19 protein-coding genes are annotated in these 23,341 nt (G+C 44.0%); 12 read left to right on the top strand and 7 right to left on the bottom strand.

Annotated elements, in window-relative coordinates; translation table 11 throughout:
- Positions 1-599: 599 nt before the first annotated feature.
- Entirely contained in the window at positions 600-1,817 is a 1,218-nt protein-coding gene (locus CCZ37_RS15005; protein WP_017046094.1) for an aromatic amino acid transport family protein, read from the top strand.
- An 83-nt stretch (positions 1,818-1,900) separates the two neighbouring features.
- On the opposite strand, the gene galE is transcribed toward CCZ37_RS15005, so the two are convergent.
- Positions 1,901-2,917, bottom strand: coding sequence for a UDP-glucose 4-epimerase GalE (gene galE / locus CCZ37_RS15000; RefSeq protein ID WP_029189705.1), 1,017 nt, complete (start codon positions 2,915-2,917; stop codon positions 1,901-1,903).
- Between the two features lie 208 nt (positions 2,918-3,125).
- Here galE and CCZ37_RS14995 point away from each other — a divergent pair, with 208 nt between their 5' ends.
- From CCZ37_RS14995 to CCZ37_RS14985, 3 genes are read left to right on the top strand one after another with little or no spacing between them, the layout of a single operon-like run.
- Positions 3,126-3,869, top strand: coding sequence for a 5-oxoprolinase subunit PxpA (locus CCZ37_RS14995; protein ID WP_026027410.1), 744 nt, complete (start codon positions 3,126-3,128; stop codon positions 3,867-3,869).
- 53 nt (positions 3,870-3,922) lie between these two features.
- The gene (locus tag CCZ37_RS14990; protein ID WP_094501256.1) at positions 3,923-4,642 is read left to right on the top strand and encodes a 5-oxoprolinase subunit B family protein; all 720 of its coding nucleotides are present in this window, start codon (positions 3,923-3,925) and stop codon (positions 4,640-4,642) included.
- Positions 4,624-5,568 (top strand): 5-oxoprolinase subunit C family protein, encoded by a 945-nt coding sequence (locus tag CCZ37_RS14985; protein ID WP_094501253.1) that lies wholly within the window; start codon positions 4,624-4,626, stop codon positions 5,566-5,568. Before CCZ37_RS14990 ends, CCZ37_RS14985 begins: the two co-directional genes overlap by 19 nt.
- A 44-nt stretch (positions 5,569-5,612) precedes the next feature.
- Here the strand turns inward: CCZ37_RS14985 and CCZ37_RS14980 are convergent, their stop codons facing one another.
- The 3 genes from CCZ37_RS14980 to CCZ37_RS14970 form a co-directional block, all read right to left on the bottom strand.
- On the bottom strand, positions 5,613-7,094 hold the full coding sequence (locus CCZ37_RS14980) for an FAD-dependent oxidoreductase (RefSeq protein WP_081265572.1): 1,482 nt from the start codon (positions 7,092-7,094) through the stop codon (positions 5,613-5,615).
- Between the two features lie 275 nt (positions 7,095-7,369).
- Positions 7,370-9,811: an ABC transporter permease gene (locus tag CCZ37_RS14975; protein ID WP_094501250.1), complete on the bottom strand. Its 2,442-nt coding sequence runs from the start codon at positions 9,809-9,811 to the stop codon at positions 7,370-7,372.
- A complete protein-coding gene (locus CCZ37_RS14970; protein WP_094501247.1) occupies positions 9,811-10,485 on the bottom strand; it encodes an ABC transporter ATP-binding protein in 675 nt (224 codons plus the stop codon). Before CCZ37_RS14970 ends, CCZ37_RS14975 begins: the two co-directional genes overlap by 1 nt.
- On the opposite strand from CCZ37_RS14970, the gene tesA reads away from it, so the two are divergent.
- From tesA to CCZ37_RS14950, 4 genes are all read left to right on the top strand, one after another.
- Complete coding sequence (gene tesA / locus CCZ37_RS14965; RefSeq protein ID WP_094501245.1) at positions 10,484-11,086, top strand: multifunctional acyl-CoA thioesterase I/protease I/lysophospholipase L1; 603 nt, start codon at positions 10,484-10,486, stop codon at positions 11,084-11,086. The two genes, CCZ37_RS14970 and tesA, sit on opposite strands and share 2 nt — an antisense overlap.
- An 81-nt stretch (positions 11,087-11,167) precedes the next feature.
- Positions 11,168-12,370: an enoyl-ACP reductase FabV gene (gene fabV / locus CCZ37_RS14960; RefSeq protein WP_094501243.1), complete on the top strand. Its 1,203-nt coding sequence runs from the start codon at positions 11,168-11,170 to the stop codon at positions 12,368-12,370.
- A 196-nt stretch (positions 12,371-12,566) separates the two neighbouring features.
- Positions 12,567-14,477 carry a sensor domain-containing phosphodiesterase gene (locus CCZ37_RS14955; RefSeq protein WP_094501241.1) on the top strand — a complete coding sequence of 637 codons (1,911 nt, stop codon included), beginning with the start codon at positions 12,567-12,569 and terminating at the stop codon, positions 14,475-14,477.
- An 87-nt stretch (positions 14,478-14,564) separates the two neighbouring features.
- Positions 14,565-16,220 carry an ABC-ATPase domain-containing protein gene (locus CCZ37_RS14950; protein WP_094501239.1) on the top strand — a complete coding sequence of 552 codons (1,656 nt, stop codon included), beginning with the start codon at positions 14,565-14,567 and terminating at the stop codon, positions 16,218-16,220.
- 148 nt (positions 16,221-16,368) lie between these two features.
- On the opposite strand, the gene CCZ37_RS14945 is transcribed toward CCZ37_RS14950, so the two are convergent.
- The gene (locus tag CCZ37_RS14945) at positions 16,369-16,992 is read right to left on the bottom strand and encodes a DNA-J related domain-containing protein (RefSeq protein WP_010318304.1); all 624 of its coding nucleotides are present in this window, start codon (positions 16,990-16,992) and stop codon (positions 16,369-16,371) included.
- 442 nt (positions 16,993-17,434) lie between these two features.
- Here CCZ37_RS14945 and CCZ37_RS19635 point away from each other — a divergent pair, with 442 nt between their 5' ends.
- A complete protein-coding gene (locus CCZ37_RS19635; protein ID WP_010318303.1) occupies positions 17,435-17,647 on the top strand; it encodes a hypothetical protein in 213 nt (70 codons plus the stop codon).
- Here the strand turns inward: CCZ37_RS19635 and CCZ37_RS14935 are convergent.
- Positions 17,604-18,296 (bottom strand): HAD family hydrolase, encoded by a 693-nt coding sequence (locus CCZ37_RS14935; RefSeq protein ID WP_167372445.1) that lies wholly within the window; start codon positions 18,294-18,296, stop codon positions 17,604-17,606. The genes CCZ37_RS19635 and CCZ37_RS14935 overlap by 44 nt on opposite strands.
- 231 nt (positions 18,297-18,527) lie before the next feature.
- Complete coding sequence (locus CCZ37_RS14930; RefSeq protein WP_010318301.1) at positions 18,528-19,037, bottom strand: hypothetical protein; 510 nt, start codon at positions 19,035-19,037, stop codon at positions 18,528-18,530.
- 188 nt (positions 19,038-19,225) lie between these two features.
- Between CCZ37_RS14930 and CCZ37_RS14925 the strand changes: the two genes are divergently transcribed.
- From CCZ37_RS14925 to CCZ37_RS14915, 3 genes are all read left to right on the top strand, one after another.
- A complete protein-coding gene (locus CCZ37_RS14925; protein ID WP_094501235.1) occupies positions 19,226-19,702 on the top strand; it encodes a CreA family protein in 477 nt (158 codons plus the stop codon).
- 112 nt (positions 19,703-19,814) lie between these two features.
- Complete coding sequence (locus CCZ37_RS14920; RefSeq protein WP_094501233.1) at positions 19,815-21,119, top strand: inosine/guanosine kinase; 1,305 nt, start codon at positions 19,815-19,817, stop codon at positions 21,117-21,119.
- A 334-nt stretch (positions 21,120-21,453) separates the two neighbouring features.
- Complete coding sequence (locus CCZ37_RS14915; protein WP_094501232.1) at positions 21,454-23,169, top strand: putative bifunctional diguanylate cyclase/phosphodiesterase; 1,716 nt, start codon at positions 21,454-21,456, stop codon at positions 23,167-23,169.
- The last annotated feature ends 172 nt before the right edge of the window (positions 23,170-23,341 follow it).

The following is a 23,341-nucleotide window of genomic DNA, read 5'->3' as shown; positions in this document are numbered from 1 at the left end:
ACCTATTGGAAATCAGGGCGCGGATTGTAACAAAGCGCAAGGTAATCGCCTATTCAAAATCAGCGGAAATCAACAGTGCTATGGAATTGATACACGAGGGGGGAATGTAAGGAGCATAGCCAGCATAGGCTGCTGGCTGGTACTATTCTGCGCTCTGTTCAGAGCATTCATGAGATACAGAGTCATAATCGGATAAATCAAATCCGATCTCCATGGCGTCGAGCCACTCTAAACACTCATCGTTTTTATATTGGTCACTCATTAATCGACCTCCTTTGATATTTACTGAGACGGAATTATCACGTCGCAAGATCCTTTTTAAATGATTTATATGACAGTTTTTTGAAAGCGAATGGTCAAATGAATCATCAGCACAATATCTATCACAGCGAAACAATTTCGACCACTCTTATTTAGCCGCCACCTTGAAGTGTAAACAAAAAAACACATTCATGGATTTTTATTTTTACAAAGCTGTTGAAAATGAATCCGAAGTTCTACAATATAGCCCAAAATAAGTGGATTAATGGTCAACACCCCGTTGCATTCATATATATCACTCCCTGAAACACAACATAACGTATAAAGAACTTTACACCATGACTCAATCAAAGATTTTCGGCAGTACTTTGATCATAGCAGGGACCACTATCGGTGCAGGCATGCTAGCTCTACCGCTCGCTTCTGCAGGTATCGGCTTTGGCACATCATTACTGATTATGATCGCCCTCTGGGCATTAATGGCTTTCACTGCATTGTTAATGGTTGAAATCCATCAATATGCAGACAAAGACGCCACCTTACATACATTGGCTAAACAGATCTTAGGGCAAAAAGGAAAGTGGGTAGCGAGCTTTGCTATGCTATTTTTGTTCTATTCGCTTTGTGCAGCTTACATTGCCGGTGGCGGCGCACAATTCACTCATCGCCTGACAGAGTTTGCTGGCATTGAGATCAGCAATCCGCTAGGCACCTTGCTTTTTACTTTACTGGTTGCACTTGTGGTGACGATCGGCACCAGCACGGTTGATAAAGTGAACCGCCTGCTGTTTGCCGGTAAAATGGTCGCGATGATTATAGTGCTCTCATTTCTTGCACCTAATGTTTCTCAGTCATACTTGCTTAGTATGCCACTTGAGCAAGGCTTAATCGTTGCTGCAATTCCCGTCATTTTCACCTCATTCGGTTTCCATGGCAGTATTCCGGCGATTGTGAATTACTTAGATGGCGACACCCCTTCGCTGCGCAAAGCCATCTTAATTGGTTCCGCTATCCCGTTGATTATTTACATTTTTTGGCAGATCGTCACGTTAGGTGTCGTTAGCCAACCTCAGTTGGTTGAGAATTCCGGCCTGAGTGCGCTAATTGTGACATTAGGACAAACCGTTCATCAATCCAATTTAAGCAGCATTATTGGCGTGTTTGCCGACCTTGCACTTTTGACGTCATTCTTAGGCGTAAGCTTGGGCTTGTTTGAATTCATGGGCGATACGATTAAGAAAAAGAACATTCCATTGCACCGTATGGCTGCCTCCGTCATCACCTATCTGCCACCATTAGTCTTTGCGCTATTTTACCCTCAAGGCTTTATTATGGCGCTCGGTTACGCGGCTATTGCGTTGACTATTTTGGCCATATTCTTACCGATTGTGATGGTGATTAAAGTGCGTTCAAACCAAGTATTCCAACTGCAGGGTGAAACACAATATCAAGTCAGAGGCGGCAAACTGGCTTTGACCATGACAGCAACCATTGGTTTGATGATCGTCACTTCGCAAATCTTTATTAGCCTTGGTGTACTACCCGCTCTGGGTTAATTATCCAACCAAGTCAGATCAACATAGCCAGTCATTTGACTGGCTATTTATTTCATTCATCGCAGAGAAGTTGAAGCAAGAGCTTAAGACTCAGGATAACCTTGTGGATTATTTGACTGCCAACGCCACGTATCTTGTGTCATCGCTTCTAGGCTGCGAGTCGCTTTCCAGCCTAGATCCGCCATCGCTTTGCTTGGATCTGCCCAACACTCCGCAATATCACCAGCGCGGCGTTCAACCAATTGGTACGGCACGCTTTTACCTGACGCTTGTTCAAACGCTTTCACCATCTCTAGTACACTGTAGCCATTTCCTGTGCCTAGGTTATAAATGTGCAAGCCTGCTTGTTGGCCTACTTTTTCCAGCGCAGCAATATGACCATCGGCTAGGTCCATTACGTGAATATAATCGCGAACACCTGTGCCGTCTTTAGTGGGGTAATCACTGCCAAAAACAGAGAGAAATGCTCTTCGACCCACGGCCACTTGCGAGACAAAAGGCATTAGGTTGTTCGGAATGCCTTGTGGATCTTCACCTAACTCGCCTGATGGATGTGAACCTACAGGGTTAAAATAGCGCAGCAGTGTAATGCTCCAATCTGGGTTGGCTTTATGGAAATCGGCCAAGCACTCTTCAACCATTAACTTACTACGGCCATAAGGGTTGGTCGCGCTGGTTGGGAAATCTTCGGTAATAGGCACTGAGGCTGGGTCACCGTATACGGTTGCAGATGAACTAAAAACAAGTGCCTTCACGCCAGCTTCACGCATGGCCGCCACCAGTACCAATGTGCCATTCACATTGTTATCGTAATATTCCAATGGTTTTTCTACTGACTCACCGACTGCTTTTAAGCCTGCGAAATGGATCACCGCTTGAATATTTTGCGCTTTCATCACTTCAACCAGTTGTGCTTGGTTGCGTACATCACCATGGACGAACAGCGGCTTCACACCGGACACTTTTTCGATGCGCTCTAAAACCGATGCTTTACTATTGTATAAGTTGTCAAAAATTACGGGTGTCATACCGGCGTGGATCATTTGAATGCAGGTATGGCTGCCGATATACCCCATCCCGCCTGTCACTAATACTTTCATTGTTTTTACCTTCTGACATTGGTTGTGCAAGTTTAACGACTTTCAACCTAAACTTCACTTATAAATCAATCTGCTTTAATGTTTGTCTATCAGGCCAATTCGCTCTCTTTCGGCCCATACCTATCGCCAAACAATGAATCGGATCACTGTATATTGCCTTTGATTACGGCAAGTTACTCAACATGGACACTCAAGGATGATGCAACCCGTGACAAAAAGAACAATCACTCTCAATTGTGACATGGGCGAGAGCTTCGGTGCATGGCAAATGGGCGCTGATGAGTTGGTGATGCCTTGGATTGACATGGCCAATATTGCGTGTGGCTTTCATGCCTCTGACCCACACGTGATGAGCCGAACGATTGAGCTGGCGATTCAATTTGATGTAATGATTGGCGCTCACCCGGGTTACCCCGATTTGCAAGGTTTTGGTCGCCGTTCAATGAGTTTTAGCGAAGAAGAGATATGCGAGTTACTGATTTACCAGATTGGCGCACTCAAGGCATTATGTGAGAGCAAAAATGCCGAGATAAGCTACGTCAAACCTCATGGGGCTTTATATAACGATATGATGCGTGACAAATCTGTCTTTCGCGCAGTGGTCGATGCAGTTTCTTGCTTCAATGTGCCCTTGATGATCTTAGCTTCAGGCAATAACCAAGATTACCTTGATATCGCCGATATTTATGACGTGCCATTGCTGTTTGAAGCCTTTGCCGACCGGACTTATCTCGCTAATGGTATGCTCACTCCAAGAGGCCAAGCCAATGCAGTGCTGACGAATGAAGAGGCGATCATCAATCAAATTAAACAACTGGTTGATTACGGAAAAGTGACCAGTTCAGATGGCTTTGTGATCCCTATCGAAGCCGATACGATTTGCGTGCATGGCGATAACCCGGCGGCGATTGAACTGATAGAGAAAATCCGAATTTGTCTACGAGAGCGTTGAACCATTACACGTGTATCTCCTAGCGGCTACAACGTCATCACAAGGAGTGTTAAGTGACATTGAACTACAGCATTGAACCCGTTGCGGAATGCAGTCTCTTATTGCGTTTTACTCACCCACCATCAGCTGATCTCTCACTCGATATCGGACAAATTGCGCAGCAGATCATGGTGCAGTTTTCTGCTTACCTGATGAATGTCACCCCTTCTTACACTACCATTTTGATCGATTACCTTCCTTATCGTATAAGTCAAAGGGAGCTAGAGCAGCAATTGATCACAGCGATCTCGGCCTTATCTTTAGCTGTGGAAGCCACCCACAATTTGGTTGAGCTTGGCGCTTACTACGATGAAAGTGTCGGCCCAGATTTAAAGCGCTACCATGCGCTTGGTTTATCCACGCAACAAGTTATCGCGCTGCACACTCAAACGGTCTACACCGTTTGTGCCGTCGGTTTTGCACCAGGCTTTGCCTTTATGGCTGAAGTAGATGAACAATTACGCTTACCGCGCCATGCCACCCCACGCCTTAGTGTGGTCAAAGGCAGCGTCGCGATTGCAGAACAGCAAACGGCCGTCTATCCGAACAACTCTCCCGGAGGATGGAATATCATCGCCAATTGCCCCCATGCGCTCTTTTCTCCTCATCAAACACCAATGACGCCTTTTTCGATTGGAACTAAAGTGAAGTTTACAGCGATGACTCGCGAGGAGTTTTTATCATTGGGAGGTGAAATACCTCAATTAGCCGCGCAGTGGGAGCACCATTCATGAGCCCCCTACTACAGGTGATAAAACCCGGTCAACTGAGCTTAATTCAAGATTTTGGTCGCTTTGGTCTCAGTCATATCGGTGTTACTCAATCAGGACCAGTCGATGATTACGCCTACAGTTGGGCCAACCATTTACTGGGTAACCGAATCAATTTAGCAACGCTTGAAATCACCCTTGGTCAGGCGGAATTTCATGTTAAACATCCATGTATGCTGGCCATTGCAGGTGGTGATTTATCGGCCACGTTAGATGGAAAACTGATTGGTAATTGGCAAAGCTTTAGCGCGCAAGCCGGGCAAACACTGAAATTTGGCCTAGCCAAAAATGGCTTAAGAGCTTATTTGGCCGTGCGCGGAGGGTTCATTGTGCCTCACCATTTAGGTAGTGTTGCCACCGTACCCAAAGAACAGCTAGGTGGGTTAACGCAAAACGGCGTACCACTGCAAACGGGCGATTCACTGTACTTTAATCCCCACGCTATCGATAACAAACCCGTACACATCACTTTTCGTTATAAGCCTGATTATAATCTGCCACTTAAATTACGCGTCATTGAAGGCTACCAAGCCCTGCAATTTTCATCGCAGCAACTCGATCGCTTTTATCAAACCAGCTTCACTGTCAGTCAGCATGCCGATCGCATGGGCTATCGTCTTAATGGCGATACGGTTACCCCACCCACGACACCTATTTTATCGGAAGGAATTGCTTTGGGGGCGATTCAAATCCCGCCAGATGGCCAACCGATCATTTTACTCAACGATCGCCAAACCATCGGCGGTTACCCCAAATTAGGGTGTGTGGCTCGTATTGATCTGCCCCGTTTGGCGCAAGCAAAACCGGGGCAGAAAATACGTTTTGTCAAAGGTGATATACAAGGCCTGCAAGAGGTTTGGTGCCAATGGGCGCGTTATTTCGGCTACTAACGACTATCACCTTGCTCCTTTAGAAAACCGCAAGGTGTCACCAATCAAACCATACCGACAATTTTTGCCAATCCTTCAGGATAAGCGCGTGCCTTAGCTAACGCGATGGCTTTCTCTTCCACCTGTTCAAGAGCCAAACTCATGCTGATTGGGTGACGAGCTTCTATCGATTGTAGCAAGTCTTCATCGTTCACTAACTGCCAATGCTGAACAATTTTAGTTGCCGCTTCCAACGCGGATGAACCTTTAACCACTTCGATTCGCGCATAATTATGAGCTTCAAACGTAACATCAGCGGCTCGTAATGTGGCATCTTGGCCGGGAATTTGCTGCGCACCAAACAGTGGCTTACCAGCTACTTGTGCTTGAATATACTGTGGGATGAACTGACTCATGTGGTGTATGGCTCGTTCACTGCGCTCTTGCAGTGCGTCCTGTTGCCAGCCGTTCTTAATTTTGCGTTCGAGATAATCAGGCAATACGGGCTGTGATGATCCAGCTTGCGAGGCCACTAATCCATCTTTAAATAACGTGATTCCCTCGGTCATACCGTGCAACTGAAATAGACCATCAGCATACGGTGTTAGCTGAGCCATTCCTTGTGGGGTGCCTCTTGGCCCGTGAAAAATCACTTCTGGCCATTGCTGATCGCATTCTGCCCAACGGGTAACGTAGGCCGCTTTAAATTCCACCAAGCGTTGACGCGGAGCTTTAGCCAAATCATCGACTATTCCCGTTTCATAACCACATGCATTAACTAAATAATCGGCATAAATAACGTGTTCATGCTTTTGAGCATCCAAATAAACGAGCTGCCATTGCTCATCAATAAAATCAGATTTGATTAACTTAGCGTGCGTTAAAACTTGGCAATGAGGCATCGCCGCTAACGCAAGCTCAGCACTAGCCGCGAGCCGAAAAACACTCCAACCGTACTCTTGCACTGCAATGACTGGGTATTTCAACTGATTTAAATCTGCATGTTGAGCAAAAGGGATCACCCAATCATCAAATGATGTCGGTTGATCACTCTGTTGCTGAGTTGCTAATACCTGCAGTGCTTCACGGCTGTAGAGTTTGAAATACTCTTGGGGTTGACCAAGCTGCTGATTACGTGGGTCTTCATCAACCAATTGTTGATAGCTGCGCTGAATAAGCTCTAGCCTTGGTAATAAGGCTTGCGGCTCACCACCATCACTATGCGGAACAGCAATCACAGTCGGTCGCTTATTCAGCGTGTGGGGGTAGAGCCTGACGGTTTCAATCGACTGCTTAAGTAACTCAAGACACTGCTGCTGCGAAATTTCACGATAGAGGTTACCGCCCGCGTGCAGATGACAAATCGGCGGCCCATTAACGAGGCCAGCGCTTTTTTCCAAAAGCAGCACATTGAGCCCCAGTTCTCCCATATGGACGGCAGCAGTGGCACCAGCGACCCCTCCACCAATAATGGCGACACATGGAGAATCTGTATTGAACTTTTTATATGACATAAGATACGAGTACTCTGGAAAACCCGGATGCATTCTAAAGCTTGTAAAGCGTTATTAAAATCACATTTTTCACGTGGTCTTATCTGTTTTACCACTAACAAGCAATACGCATAATCGACAAATAACTTAAAAAATTGCTTGACTCAATAAAGCCAAAACGACGTTTTTCCAACCTTGTGAATAACAAATCTGCGCAACCCAAGGTAACTACGGGGCTAAGCGCAAACAGGCCGTTATCAAGCCGTCGAGTTATCCCAAACTTTATCCACTGTTTTTGTGGATAACTCCGTCTGGGATAATGGATACCGCTAGTTAAAGTCTTTATTTATAGGGGTTAGCAGCCGCTTAATTAAACTACTCACGACCAGCGATAATGTGCAAAACGTCGTCAATGGTAACACCAACCACATACTGTAATGCGCCATAGGTTCTAGTTCAAAACCGAACTTCATGACTCCCGCCACTACCGCATCAGAGCCAAGGCTTGCAACAACACCAGCGACGAGTGCCATCAAACCGTATTCAGCCCAAATAGTCTGCTCGACGCGGCGCTTGCTAGCCCCTAAAGTTCGATATAAACGAATTTCTTGTTGCCTCTGGCTTAAACTTAAACGCAACAGGGTAAAAATCAGCAAAATACCAGCAATCACGCCCATTGCGGCCAGTACGGTCACTGACCAGACAATTTGCGTCAACAAAGTTTGAATTTTATCGCCCATTGCCCGGATATCCATCAAACTGACGGTGGGATAAGTGCGAGCAAGCGTAGCAAGTAAGGCGTTATCTTGATCTTGCGCTCTGAAACTCACCAACCACGTGGCAGGGATCTCCTGCAATAGGTCTGGGGTAAAAATGAAATAGAAGTTAGGCTTCATTTCTCGCCACTCAACTTGGCGAATCGAATTTACTTTCGCTTCCACGGTTTGGCTATTGATCACAAACCCCAAACTATCACCCAGTTTCAGCCCCAAATCACGAGCAACGTCCGATTCAACCGAAACGCCACCTTGCTCTGTCCACAATCCTGCCGTCAGTTGGTTGTTGTTGGGTAACGATTCACCCCAAGTGAAATTGAGCTCACGCCTTAACGCATCGCTGCCCTCTTCACCTTGAGCTTGCTGCTGGGCTTCTATGCCATTAATAGTGGATAAACGCCCTCGAATAATAGGATAGGCTTGTGAGCGCACAATATTCGCGCTATCTAACGTGTTGAGGTAATCATTAACTTCAGTTGGTGAAATGTTGAGCGCAAATGCGTTGTGAGCATCGCTGGGTAAGGTTCGCTGCCAATCAGAGAGTAAATCGGTACGCACCAACCAAATGATCGCCAATAGCATTAACGATAATCCTAACGCGCCAAACTGGACTCCCGTCATCATCGCCGAGCGATTGATTCGGCTGAGCGCTAATTTAAGTGCGGTAGAGAGAGGAAGACGTCCTAAACTACGAGTCACCAAGACACTGACCACAGCAAGCACCGCAAAAAGCGCCACTATCCCAGCCAACACAATCCAGACTAAGAGGTTATTCCAATAAACCCACAGCATCGGTACTAACGGAATCAAGATGAGCAACCCATTACGGCGATGATTCGGTTTCGCTCGCTCTGTTTGCATGACATTGAGCGCACTGGTATCTAGCAAATGCAATAGAGGAATGCCGAGTGCAGGAAAAGCGATCAACCCACTCACCATCAGCGCAATAAAAGCGGGTTTAGCGCCATAACTCGGTAAAGGCGTAGGCAATAAATCCACCAGCGGCACGCGTAATAAAGACTCTAGGCCAATGCCGATCAATACCCCAAGCACCGCAGCAGAAACAAACAAAATCACCACTTGTACGATCAACCATTGGCGGATCCAACGTTTGCTCGCCCCAAGGCTTTTTAACATGGCGATGGTTTTTTGCCGCGTAGAAACATAGTGCTGACAAGTCAGAACTAATGTGGTTGCCGCCATGATGATCACAATCGCTACGGTTAACGACAAATATTGCTCGGTGCGTTCAAAAGCCTCATTCGTTCGGCTGGCGCTATTTCGGTCGCGCCAGCGATCGCTAGGCGTTAAAGTAACGGACTGTTTTACTGCTTCAATCTGTCCATCATCACCATTAATGAACAGACTAAATTGCACTCGGCTTCCCAATTGAAGTGCACCAGTACGAGCCACATCGTCTTGGTGGATCAACACCGCTGGCATCTGTTGAAACGGATTAAAGCTGAGTCCCGGCTCCTCAAGGATGCGTCCCGAGACCGTAAAGTCGGCATCGCCCAGAGTGAGCTGATCACCAATTTGAACGTCTAATTGCGCAAACACTCGTTCATCTAACCACAGTTGATTCGGCGCAAGGTGTTGAAATGTCGTCACATCATCAGAAAGACGCATTTCACCGCGTAGCGGATAAGCACTATCCACCGCTTTGACAGTGACTAACTGCATACCGCGCTCACTGAATGCCATTGTCGCGTAACGTGTAAGTTGTGAAGACGGCAATTGCAAGCGCTCGATCTGATCGAGCAATGACGCTGGGGGTGGGTTTGCGGAAACAAACACACTATCGGCAGTGAGTGCATCTTTACCTTGTTTAACAATCACTTGCTCCATACGCTCAGCTAAGGCAGTCAGCGCAAAAATACAAGCAATGATCAAGGTTAACGCCACTGAAATAGGCCATAGCTGTCCGTGGCGGATTTCACCCAAGCTCCAGCGAATTAAGCGTTTATTGAGTGAACGGTTCGACATCTCACTCATTACCGCTCCTCCAACATACCGGCTTGCATGTGGAAAATACGGTCACATTGCGCCGCAAGAGCGGGATCATGGGTAACCAGCACTAAGGTCGTTCCGTGCTGCTTATTTAATTCAAACAGCAATGAAACCACTTTCGCCGCAGTTTCTTGATCAAGGTTGCCAGTAGGCTCATCGGCAAACAGCACTTGCGGATTGATCATAAAGGCTCTTGCTAGCGCGACTCGTTGCTGCTCGCCCCCTGAAAGCTGTGCAGGAGAGTGATGCATTCGATGTGATAACCCGACGGCTGTCAACAAGGATTTAGCACGATCCACATCCTCTTTTTCGCCTTTTAACAAACAAGGTAGCGTCACGTTCTCTAACGCAGACAAGCTTGGGATCAGCAAAAAACTTTGAAACACAAAGCCAACCGATTGACTGCGGATCGCCGCGCGCCCTTCATCGTCCAGTTGAGACAATGGCTGACCCAATAGTTCTACCTCTCCGCGTGTCGGCGTATCAAGCCCAGCCAACAGCGTCATCAGGGTTGATTTCCCCGCACCAGACGTTCCGACTATCGCCACGCTTTCACCATTTTTTATCTCTAGGTTTACCTCTTTTAAGATTGTTAAATGCTCTTGATTGGTAGAGACTGTTTTAGATAATGAATGTGCTCTGATAACGGATGTTTGCATGACTCGACTTTTTTCCTTAATTTGTATTTTATTATTCTCGGCTAGCGCTAGTAGTACCACACTCTTGATATTGGGTGATAGTTTAAGCGCTGGCTACCAAATGACGATTGAAAACGCTTGGCCTAGCTTGCTACCTAATGCGTTGCAAGCTGAAGGCAAATCAGACATTGATGTCATTAATGCCAGTATTTCTGGCGATACAACGGGTAATGGCCTAGCCCGCTTACCGTCACTACTCACCCTACATACCCCTGATGCGGTGCTTATTGAGCTTGGTGCAAACGACGGATTGCGTGGCTTTCCACCTCAATTGATCAGCAGCAATTTAACCGCCATCATTGGCCAAATAAAAAAAGCAGGCTCAACCCCTCTTTTGATGCAGATCCGCATTCCACCAAACTATGGCAAACGCTACAGCGATGCCTTTTATAGCCTCTATTCTGAGCTTAGCCTCCAACACACTGTGCCGTTACTGCCCTTTTTCTTAGAGCAAGTGATCATTAAACCCGAGTGGATGATGGCCGATGGCTTACATCCGACAGTCGACGCACAGCCGTGGATCGCCAATTTTGTTGCGCAACATTTAGCAGATCATCTCTGATTTTAATGCCTCAGCTCAATGAACTTTACCTAGTTTTACGATATTTTTTAGACCATTCCCCTAACCGCAAAGGTACAAACTATGCACATTGAACCTGTGATCAAAGGTGTGGTCGCTCGCTCTGCTCATCCACTCGGATGCGAACAAGCTGTGTTACAACAGATTAATTACGTGAAATCTTGTAGACCGATCACTCACGGGCCAAAACGAGTTCTCATTTTAGGTTCTTCTTCCGGTTTTGGACTCGCCGCCCGCATTGCCCTTACCTTTGGTGGTTCAGAAGCCGATACGATTGGCATTTCCTTTGAAAAAGCACCGTCAGAAAAGGGCGTTGGTAGCGCTGGTTGGTACAACAGTCTTTTTTTTAAAAAATATGCTGAACAAGCAGGTCGAGTCGCCGTCAATATCGATGGGGATGTTTTTTCACCATCAGTACGCGAGCAAGTGATTGAAGCGATAGAGACCTATTTTGAAGGGGAAGTCGATTTAGTCATTTACAGTATCGCCAGCGGCATGAGACCAAAACCCAATTCAGATCAGTATTGGCGCTCCGCCATCAAACCGATTGGTGAGGCCGTTTCTGGTGCGACGATATTACTGGAAAACGATACGTGGGTAGAAACCACCATTGCCCCTGCAAATGACGAAGAGATCGAAGGTACACTGAAAGTGATGGGTGGCGAGGATTGGGAAAACTGGATAGATACCCTGATCAACACTGAATCGATCGCACAAGGGTGTAAAACTATCGCCTTTTCCTACATCGGCCCTCAAGTTACTCACCCTATTTATCTTGACGGTACGCTTGGGCGCGCCAAAATTGATTTGCACCAAACCAGCCACTCTCTCAACCTAAAACTGTCTAACTATGGCGGCGGAGCTTACGCAACTGTTTGCAAGGCTTTGGTCACGAAGGCAAGCGTGTTTATTCCCAATTTAAGCCCTTACATTGTCGCATTATATAAGGTAATGAAAGAAAAAGAGACGCACGAAGGATGTATCGAGCAGATGCAACGTCTGTTTAGAGAAAAGCTCTACAGCAAAGGCAAAATACCGCTTGATGGTGAACGACTGATCCGTATGGACGATTGGGAACTTAACCCAGATACCCAGCAAAGAGTGGCCGATTTACTTCAACAAATGGAACAACACAACTTTAAACAACTAGCTGACTATAAAGGATTTAAGCAAGAATTCATGCAGCTCAATGGCTTCGGTTTTGATGGTGTTGATTATTCTCAGGAAATCAATATCGAACACTACATCAAACAAACCAATCAATAGCCACTGTCTTATTTATAAGACGCAGTTAACTATCTCAATGCCTCAATATTTTATTGGGGCTTTTTTTTGTTACATTGGCGGCGCGTTCTTATACTTCATACCATACTATGGCAAATAGGAGCGAACTTGTCGTTGTTAGTCTAGAGCAATGAATGCTCGGCTTTTTAAGCTCTGTCACCCAAAGGAATTTGATAATATGTCGAAAATAAAGACACATGAGCTGCTGATCCCCTCTTCTATGATGGATGGGTGGCAGCGTATTGTGAATTTACTCGCTGAAATTTTAAACATCCCGAGCGCATTAATCATGCGTGCTAGTCAGCAAAACCTCGAAATATTCTGTAAAAATAACAACGTCGACAACCCCTATCAAACCGGGCATAAAGAACCCTTAGGACAAGGTCTGTACTGTGAAACTGTGATGCAAACACAGCAGAAATTACTGGTTCCGAATGCTTTAGCCGATGAAAAATGGATACATAATCCAGATATTCCACTAGGTATGATTGCCTATTGCGGTATCCCATTAAAGTGGCCAAATGGTGAAATATTTGGCACCATTTGTGTACTCGACAGCAAAGAGAATCACTTCAGCCCAACTTACAGACAGTTACTAGAAAGTTTTCGCGATACCATTGAATCTCAGCTCACAACCTTATACCAGCAAGTTAAACTTCAGCAGCTCAATGATGAGCTTAAGCTTCGCGTCGATAACCGTACCCAAGATCTTGCAGATCTCAACTACTCGCTCACGCAAGAAATCGATAAACGCCGCGCCGCAGAGCAACAAATTCAATATCAAAAATGGCATGACACCAGCACTGGCTTCTTAAACCGTCATGCACTTGAAATAGAGCTTAAAAATAGCCTTTTACAGGCAACAAAGCAGCGCACAGAAGTTGCTGCAGTTCACATTGGTTTCACTAATGCTCGTCACATTCAGTCTCACTTTGGCTACCGCGCCTGGGATCAAGTCATCTCTCGGTACCGTAAACGACTCGGCCACTGCAACAAAATTGAAATATTGACCGCTCGCCCCACGTCGACAGATTTAGTCTTGATCGTCAAAACAAAACTATTAGCGCGCCACCTAGAAAAGTTGTGCCATAAATTGGTCGAGATCGGTCATTCTGAATTTAAACTCGATAACCATAATGTTCATCTTCACGCTTATATTGGTATTGCGACAAGTTTAGATACTGACAATGCTATCGAGCTGCTTAAACAAGCTTCGGCTGCCATGGTCTCATGTAAGGACTCCGGTCATAAATTTTGCTATCACTCGCAAGCATTCAGTGACTCACTCAAACAAATCAATCAATTAGAAAGCTACTTGTTGCGCGCAGTACGCAATGATGAACTCATGCTCTATTTTCAACCTAAAGTATCTCCGACCACTCATCGCTGGACAGGAGCTGAAGCACTACTACGCTGGCGACATCCTGTATTGGGCGATATATCTAATGAAACCTTAATTCATATGGCAGAACAAAATGGACTGATTTTTGAAGTAGGCAACTTTGTTCTGCGGTCAGCCATTGAAAAAACGAGCAAATGGGCACAACAGGTCGATGATTTTAAAATGGCCATTAACGTTTCAGCGGTCCAATTACAGAATGCCCAATTTGCAGACCAAGTTCGCGAGCTACTGAATACCTATCAACTTCCTGCTCGGTATTTAGAGTTAGAAGTAACTGAAAGCTGTTTAATTGCAGATGAAGCGGTGGCTCGCAACACGTTAAAAATTCTACATCAACTGGGCGTGACATTGTCACTTGATGATTTTGGCACAGGCTACGCCTCTTTCAGCTATTTGAAAAAATTCCCTTTTGATTGCATAAAAATAGATAAAAGTTTTGTACATCAACTGGATGAAAGTGAGGAAGATAAAGAAATTGTTCGTTCAATCATTCACGTTGCCAAGAAATTAAAGTTGAAAGTGATCCTCGAGGGGATTGAAACTCAAAGCCAAGAAGACTTTATCATCAGTGAAGGGTGTGAGTTTGGTCAAGGCTATTTCTATGGTAAGCCGATGCCTTGTGACGAGTTTGAGATTGGGCTACTGAACCAAAATCATGTACATCCCGTTGATACAAAGGTTTTGTAGAGTAAAGGAATCACTTATCATTTCTTTACTCTCAGTCTGGTGGTTCCTATAATCGCCGCCTTTCCTTTCCAAACGAGCGATATCGAGATGGATTTATTAACCTCAATTCTCAAAAAGCTAGAGAAACAGAACTACCGAGCCTATCAGCAGATTAAAGGACAATACGATTTTGGTGATTTCACCTTGTATATTGATCATATTCAAGCGGATCCTTACGCTTCTGCATCGCGCTTCCGCGCTACTCGAGCTTGGTCTCTAACAGGTTTGGAATGGTTAAAAGAAAAATCAAGCGCTTATCAAATGGCCGCAAGAGATTTTATCGCGCGTAGTTTTGCTGAGTTTGCTAAGCAAGAGAACCATATTGCCATCGCATTAACCGGTCAAACAGTGCTTGATAGCACAGCCGTTCTCTTTACAGAGCATGGTATTGAGCTTCGTTTTCGCATCAATTTGCCCGCTGAAGGTCGTGACATTCTGGCCAAAAAAGCGCTCAACATCATCACCTTTTATCTGCCAAAATTCATTCGCCGAGCCACCATTGAACGTGAACTGGATAAAGATGCCCTACTTGAGCATTGCGCTGTGATCGAAGATCAAGAAGCAATGCGTGCACAACTGACACAGCACAATCTGGTCGCTTTTGTGGCCAATGGCAGCGTATTACCTCGCTTGGCAGGTAACTGCGATCTGCCGATGAAAGACGCCGTTACTTTCCAAGCCCCCACATCGCTAGAAGTCGAGCTTCAGACACCAAACCAAGGCAAAATTAAAGGACTCGGCATCCCCAAAGGTATCACCCTTATCGTCGGCGGTGGTTTTCACGGTAAATCGACGTTATTAACGGCGATCGAACGCTCAATTTACAACCATATTCCCGGCGATGGGCGTGAGCGAATTGTTACGGATCATCAAGCCATGAAAATTCGCGCTGAAGATGGACGTTGCGTGCATAATTTGAATTTGTCCAACTACATCAATCATCTGCCTATGGGCAAAGAAACTTCTGATTTCAGCACTCAAGATGCGTCCGGTTCAACATCGCAAGCAGCGTGGTTACAAGAATCCATTGAATCTGGCGCTAGTACATTACTGATTGATGAAGATACTTCGGCCACCAACTTCATGATCCGTGATGAGCGTATGCAAGCATTAGTTAGTAAAGGCGATGAACCCATTACACCATTGGTTGATCGTATTGGGCAGCTACGTGATGATTTGGATATCTCAACGCTGATCGTCATGGGTGGCTCCGGTGATTACTTAGATGTTGCCGATACGGTCATTCAAATGCATGATTACCACGCCGTTGATGTGACTAACAAAGCTAAAGAAGTGATCAAACAGCACCCAACTGCTCGTTACAACGAGTGTGAAACGCCACTGGCCATTTTCCCAGAGCGCGCAGTGAATCGCACCGTGCTGCAGAAATTACTGGTTGATGGCAAATTCCGCGTCTCAGCCAAAGGTGTTGATTCGCTTCGCTTTGGCAAAGAATTTACGGATTTAAATGCGTTAGAACAGTTGGAGTCACCTTCTGAAGTCAATGCGATTGGCTGGACTTGGTTCCAGTTTGCACAAACACCAGGGTGGTCAGCGCAACCAAGCAAAGAGATGGTGGCTTTATTAGCAGGAACATGGCACCAAAATATGCCAAACCATGGTGATTTAGCGAAACCACGAGTCATCGATGTGATGGCAGCGTTAAACCGTATGCGCAAATCACAATTTAAAAACCATCAGTAAGATTAAATCCGCCAAAGCAAAAGCAAAAAGAAGCAAGTAATCGCTTCTTTTTGCTTTAATACCTTACAGGCAGTTAGCTTAGGCATGCCTTGCTGTGCCAGTTGACCCTTATTGACGAATATCTTGTTTAGAGTTTAAGACTTGGGCTTTAGCTATTTTGTCGCAAAATATTCCATGCTTCACACAACACTCGAAACGTTTCAGCATTGCCATTGTCTCGATCTGGATGCCACTTTAGTGCTAACTTGCGCCATGTTTTTCGGATTTCAATTTGCGTCGCTTCAGCTGGTAATTTAAACAGCCTCAATGCTTGAATACGATTCATATTAAGGTTACTCGTTCCACCCATTGCTTTGCGGTAACGAGTCCAGAATTCGTTCAACAAGCGGCGCACTTCTCCTTCATCAGCCTCATAGTTTTTCCACTGCGTATAATAATCACGCAATGGTTCATCTGGGTCGATTTCGCAATTGACCGCACGATGCGCTGGCATTAGTACAATGTCCATTGCTGACACTTGTAACCACTTTTCAGGGTAAAGCGTCTCTTGAAGCTGATAGAGCGCGTTCATGATCAAAAAATTACGCTTAAAGAGGTCTTTTTCAGGTGCGCTATCAAGTACAGGCATGAATCCCTGTTCACTTAAATGTGCCGCTAACGTATGGACTTTCCAACCGGAAGGCTGTTTGCGCAACACCTCCAACATTGGCCAAAGCAGCGGATTTTCCATGTAAGATTGAAACTGAGCGGTAAGTTCTAAGCTTTCGGACATACTTTCTGGCCTACTTTGGGACATAGTCTCGACGTTCACATTAAGGTTCTCTCTTCATTCAAAGCCAATATCGCTTTTTTGTCGAGTTTCTTACCGCATCTTATCTTGGCTTTTTGAACTAGACTCCGTTTATCACACGCACTATCTATCGATCGATACATAAAAAGAGAAAGGCCGAATTGTTGCATGATGTTCTCCACCTTACGGAACGCTTCGTCAAGACGATACTGAAAACCAATCACAAAACGAAGCTAGATAGGCACATCTCAAACACAAATTTCTACGGCTATAAGATACAAAACTGAACATTCCTTACAGTGAAGTATGAAATGCCTCTAATTTTTGAAACTAAGGTAAATATTACAGAGAGCAAGTTTTGATTAGTGTTTATTCTGTGCATACGGAGAACATTACTCTCCCTTTTCGCTGCTGAGAATTGATTATGAAAAATATAAATAAAACACTCGAAAAAATAGACTGCTGTCCACTTTGTCAGCATGACGAATATTTTATTTCCACAAACAATGAAAAGTTTATCTGTGCACAATGTGGTTTTAAAACCGACCACTTACAAAGTGTCCAGCAAATGATTGGTGTACACACCGCGCTAATCAGTCATAAACACATTCATTGCTTGGCCAACAATGTGCATTGAGCCATGGTTTAAGCTCGAGTAATGTGTCGATAACAACGACATTAGGCGCTTGAGAAAAACCCTGCGGGTTAAGAGGTGCTAGCTGAACGGTTGGTACCTCTGCATTAATACCCGCTTCAACCCCTTTTGCTGAATCATCCACATAAATACATTCTTGTAAAAGAAATCCCATATTCATCGCACAATAACGAATCAAATCAGGTTCAGGCTTCCAGCTATTCGCATCAAAGGCTGAAAAAATACGTCCTTCAAACAAGGGAAGCAAACCACTCCGTTGTAAAATTGATGATATTTTTTCTTTAGGTGCATTAGAGGTGACACAGTATTCAATACCCTGCTGGCGTAAATACTCAAGTAGTTCTATCGCACCATTCATGGGTGAAAGAGATTGCTGGAAGAGCTCATTAACTTTATCCCGATAAAGGTTCTCTAAAAGATCAAGATCGGCGTTAATGTTCGTATGTTCAAGTGCTTGCAACAGTATATCTGCAATTTTACCGCCTTCAAAATGGTTGCGCAGTTGTGAAAAAGTAATATCGGATCCAAGTTGGTTTAAGACATAAACCAATGCTTCGCAGCACAAATGCTCACTATCCACCAAGGTGCCTTCGCAGTCGAAAATAATGCATTTTATTTTTTTTACAGCCATAAACACTTCCTTCATTCGATACTTAATCTTACCCCTTGAATGAAGGGATAGAATGATTGAGTTAACAAAATGAAACGAAGGTAAGAGTTGATATGCATAACTTATATCCGCATCACTCTTTTATGCCGAATAAGATGTTGCAACTGGCGTTATAACCGCCTGTCGTATCGAAATGCAAATTCAGAATGAAGATGATTCTAGACTTTTAATGGTGCACTTTAACAGGATAAGTTACTGTTCTATAAAAATATCACCGCTGAATTCATGATTAGAACGCAATTTTTCGAGCAATAAATGTATAAATGCGTCTTTTCCACCAAATGAATCTTTATCCAAAACAACGATGTCAGAAATGAGTAGCGCTTGAGAAGTAAAAGTGACGACACCAGCAGCAACTGGCTCACCCTGTTTAAAACCTAAGTAAAGTTCACAAGGTGGTGAATAAATAATTTGGGTAAAGAATTCGATAACCTTTGATTGATCATTTTTATCGTCCCATAGGCTTGCTTGCAGAAGAGCAAACCATATTGTCATTCGATGAAAATCAACTAAATAAATCTCGTCGAGTAATGACAAGTTGGGATCATCAATAGAGGTCATAAAAGAACGATAGCTACGTTGAATAACAGCCTGCTGGTAAAGGTCTCGACCTTGTAAGCTCTCCTGGGTGGGAAATTCAACATTCACTTGGTCAAACAGCCATTGGTTTTTAATGGCGACAACGTCAGGTTGGTTAATCATTGCTATTTACTTCTTCTTTTAATTGTTACAAGCAGGATACTAACCAGATCGATATGCGACAAGCAATTACTCACATTATCCTCATCTAAACTGCAGATATGCTGGCCAAAACATCAACATAACAGCCTATATCATTCTCCTTTGATGCTGCTATCATGTGCAGAAAGATGGATAAATGGATTATAGACATGAACAAGAAACTCATCACCACCGCATTCATACTTAGCTTTGGTTTAGTTGGCTGCGATAACAATGAAGTTGGCGATGTATCGCTCGGATTTTTCACACTTAAAGACGTAAAAATCGAAATTCTAAGTGATGATATTGTAACTGGTGTTACGTGCCATATTGCTTCAATTGAGGCTAATTTGAGCCTTTCTGATCCAAGTGATAGCTCTATCTCGTGTCGTCAGACTGGTGATATCACGCCAGAGATGATTGCGAAAATTGATAAAAGTAAATCAGGCGAAATCGTGTTTAAGAAGTCAAAAAGCATTTTCTTCAAGTCAATGAAAGTCAGACGTATCTACGATGTAGAAAATCAAACCCTGATCTACTTGTCTTATACCACCAAAGAAACAGATGGTAGCTTCAAACACAGCCTATCGACCGTACCGCTTTGGGGCACTAAGGCTTATAGTATAGAGATAGAACCTAATAAATAGCGGCTAACATTGCGGTTACCTATGTATGGATCACTTTTTTATGTAATAAAATGAAAGCAAGAATTTGTATCCGTGATATGATGCGGAAAATTTTCAATTCTCATTTTTCAACATGAAGTTTCCTGGACAGCGTAAATCTAAGCACTATTTTCCAACCCATGCTCGTGACCCTCTCGTCAATCAAATTCAACAAACGGCTATGCTTCACCGACCAACGGTGGTCGGTGTTGGACAAACCATTGTTGATATTGAAGCTCGTGTAGATAATGAATTCTTAGAAAAATATCAATTGAGCAAAGGCCACTCACTGGTACTTGAAGAGAGCAAAGCTGATGCGCTCTATGAAGAGTTAGTCGAACGAGGTTTAATTACTCACCAATACCCGGGAGATACAATTGGCAACACACTACATAACTACTCTGTGTTGGCCGATAGTAAATCCGTACTGCTTGGAGTGATGTCAAAAAACATTGAAGTCGGCTCATACAGCTATCGTTATTTGTGTAGAACCTCATCGCGCATGAACCTAAACCACCTTCAAACTGTCGATGGTCCTATAGGGCGTTGCTACACCCTAATTTCTGATGATGGAGAGCGTACCTTCGCCATTAATGAAGGGCATATGAATAAACTACGCCCCGATAGTGTTCCTGAAGAGGTTTTTGAAAAAGCTTCCGCTTTAGTTGTTTCTTCTTATTTAATGCGTGGAAAACCCGAAGATCCAATGCCACTTGCGGTCAAACGCGCTATTGAGATCGCGAAATCCAAGCACATTCCAGTGGTGTTAACCCTAGGCACTAAGTATGTAATTGAAGGGAATGCGAAGTGGTGGCAAGACTATATCAAAGAAAATATTACTGTTGTTGCCATGAATGAAGAAGAAGGTGAAGCGTTAACTGGTGAGAAAGATCCCCTGCTTGCTGCGAACAAAGCACTCGAATGGGTAGATTTAATCCTCTGCACCGCGGGGCCCGTGGGTCTTTATATGGCTAGTTACACCGATGAAAGCGCAAAACGCGAAACTGAGTTACCTCTTCTACCAGGTAATATTGCTGAATTTAATAAGTATGAATTTAGTCGTGCGATGCGAAAGCAAGACTGCCCTAATCCAGTAAAAGTGTATTCACATATTGGTCCTTACTTAGGTGGTCCGCTAGAAATCAAGAATACAAATGGAGCTGGCGACGGTGCGCTATCGGCTTTATTGCACGATATGGCCGCAAACCGTTATCACCAAAGTAATGTTCCAAACTCTGCAAAGCATGACATGCCGTACTTAACTTACTCTTCGCTATCTCAGATTTGTAAGTACGCAAATCGTGTCAGTTATGAAGTGCTTACGCAGCACTCGCCACGATTATCGAGAGCGTTGCCAGAACGCGAAGATAGCCTTGAGGAAGTATACTGGGATCGTTAGATCATTTTATAAAATAAGACTTTACCAATAAAAGCGGCGATTCGTCGCTTTTATTATTTGCCCCAACAATAATTCACACAAAAATCATTCCCCTTTAAAATTGGTAAGATTGTCCCACTAAATTTCATAAATCAGCACCATTATGAAATAAACTGATAACCTATGACTAATTGATGAATCAATCGTTTTATAATTGAGACATATTGTTACAAGCGTTATAGTACTCTTTAAAGATGAGCCATGCATAAAGTAATCATACATAAAGTAATAATATGCTTTAGATAAAGACTCACAATATAGCCCCGTTACTGCTTTCGCTTGAATTAGGATTAACATGACCATGTCGCTTCCGCAGAAAGAGTGTTCAATTCCCGACCTAGACAATGACATTGCCAAGCAGCGTTTGGTTCACATTCTCGATTTTTTTAGTCAAGGTCTGTTTTATATGAGCAGTGATGGGACGATGGTGTTCTATAATCCCACATTTTATGTGCAATTTGGAGTAAATAGCGAAACTATTTCCTATTCTGACTGGCTGTGTTTAGTTCACCCTCTGGATCGCGCGCGGCTGAGTAAACGAGTCGACGAGCATATCAGTACCACTGAATTAAGGGAAACTATTCAATACCGGGTTAAAAAAGCAAATGGCCAATATATTTGGTTAGAGGGGAATGCGGTCACAAAAAGTGTGAACGGTGAACATTTTATGGTGGGTAGCCATAAAGATATCTCCGATCAAAAATTGATGGAAGATTATATTCATCAAGCTGCATTTTTTGACAGCTCATCAGGCCTCTATAATCGAAGTAAATTACTGCTCGATATTGATGAGAAAGCACTCAAAATTGGAGACCCTTACTCACTTATCTACATCCAACTTGAAGATATTAAGTCTTATCTCAATCAATACGGCTCAGATATTGTTAAAGATTTACTGAATCACGTCGTCAGTGCACTGCGTGAACTGCCCGATGAATTTGCTGATTTTTACCGTATTCGCTCTGACGATTTTGCCATATTACTGAGAGGAGAACGCTCATACGATGAGCTCAAGCATATCTGCTCTCAAATAATGAAGCACTACTCGAAATCAGCCACGGAGCATGGGCACCTCTATGGCAATGATATTAGCATTGGCGTCTATCCCGAGATCAACCGTGCTATATCTGCCGATGAGTTGTTAAATATTGCATCACGAACTTGCCAATTTGCCAGTGCCAAAAATCATTCTCGTATCGAAATTTACAGTGGCCGAATTCAAAAGAACGTTGATCGTTATTTCTTCATCGAAAGAGGCTTAAAAGAAGCATTAGCTCAACGTTCATTATCTGTGAAATTCCAACCCATTATTCATGCACAATCAGGACAGGTATCCAGCTTTGAAGCCTTAGTCCGCTGGCGCTCAAAAGAGTTTGGTGAGATTTTCCCGGACGAATTTATTCCCGTTGCAGAAAAAAAGGGGCTGATTGTTGATTTAGGCTATTTTGTTTTCGAAAAAGCCTGTGAGTTTATTGGCCGTTACAATAAACAAAATGGGGTCAATATTCGGGTTAATATTAATGTTTCAGTCCTGCAACTTCTGAAAAGTGACTTCCCACAACAGATACTAACGATGGCTAAGGCTTCCGGTGTATTGCCCTCTTCTATTGTGTTAGAACTGACGGAAACCGTCATACTCGATGGCGATAAAAATGCGCTTAACCAGCTTCATTCCTTAAATGAAATGGGGTTTCAACTGTCGCTGGATGATTTTGGAGCTGGTTTTAGCTCACTCAATAGCTTCTTTGATTTACCTCTCAATCAAATCAAAATAGACAAAAGCATTGTATGGAAAACACTGACTAACCCAGCATCAGAACAATATTTAGCCTTTCTCATCCAGTTTTGTCACACCAATGGCGTCGATATTGTTATTGAGGGGGTTGAAACTGGCGACATGTACCAAAAATTTAAAGAGATGGGCGCAACTTATTTGCAAGGCTATTGGTTTTCAAAACCGCTATCTTTGGCCAGTGCAAGCCGCTATACATTAAATACCGTCAATGAATAAGCACAAAAGATAGCTTAGCGAAATTAAGCACTTGCACCTAAAATTTGAAAAAGCAGAGCAGAGCAGAGGAAAGAGTAAACCCTATGAACGCGGCGGCACAAGCTAACGGCTCTGCAATTGAGAACTAGGTATATTGTAAGCCCGGCCACAACTTCAAGTCGCTCAAAACACA

Origin of the sequence: Vibrio qinghaiensis (genome assembly GCF_002257545.1) — a bacterium.
GTDB classification, from domain to species: Bacteria; Pseudomonadota; Gammaproteobacteria; order Enterobacterales; family Vibrionaceae; genus Vibrio; species Vibrio ordalii.
Note: the sequence above shows the minus strand (reverse complement) of the source record. Positions and strands in the feature narration are given on the sequence as shown.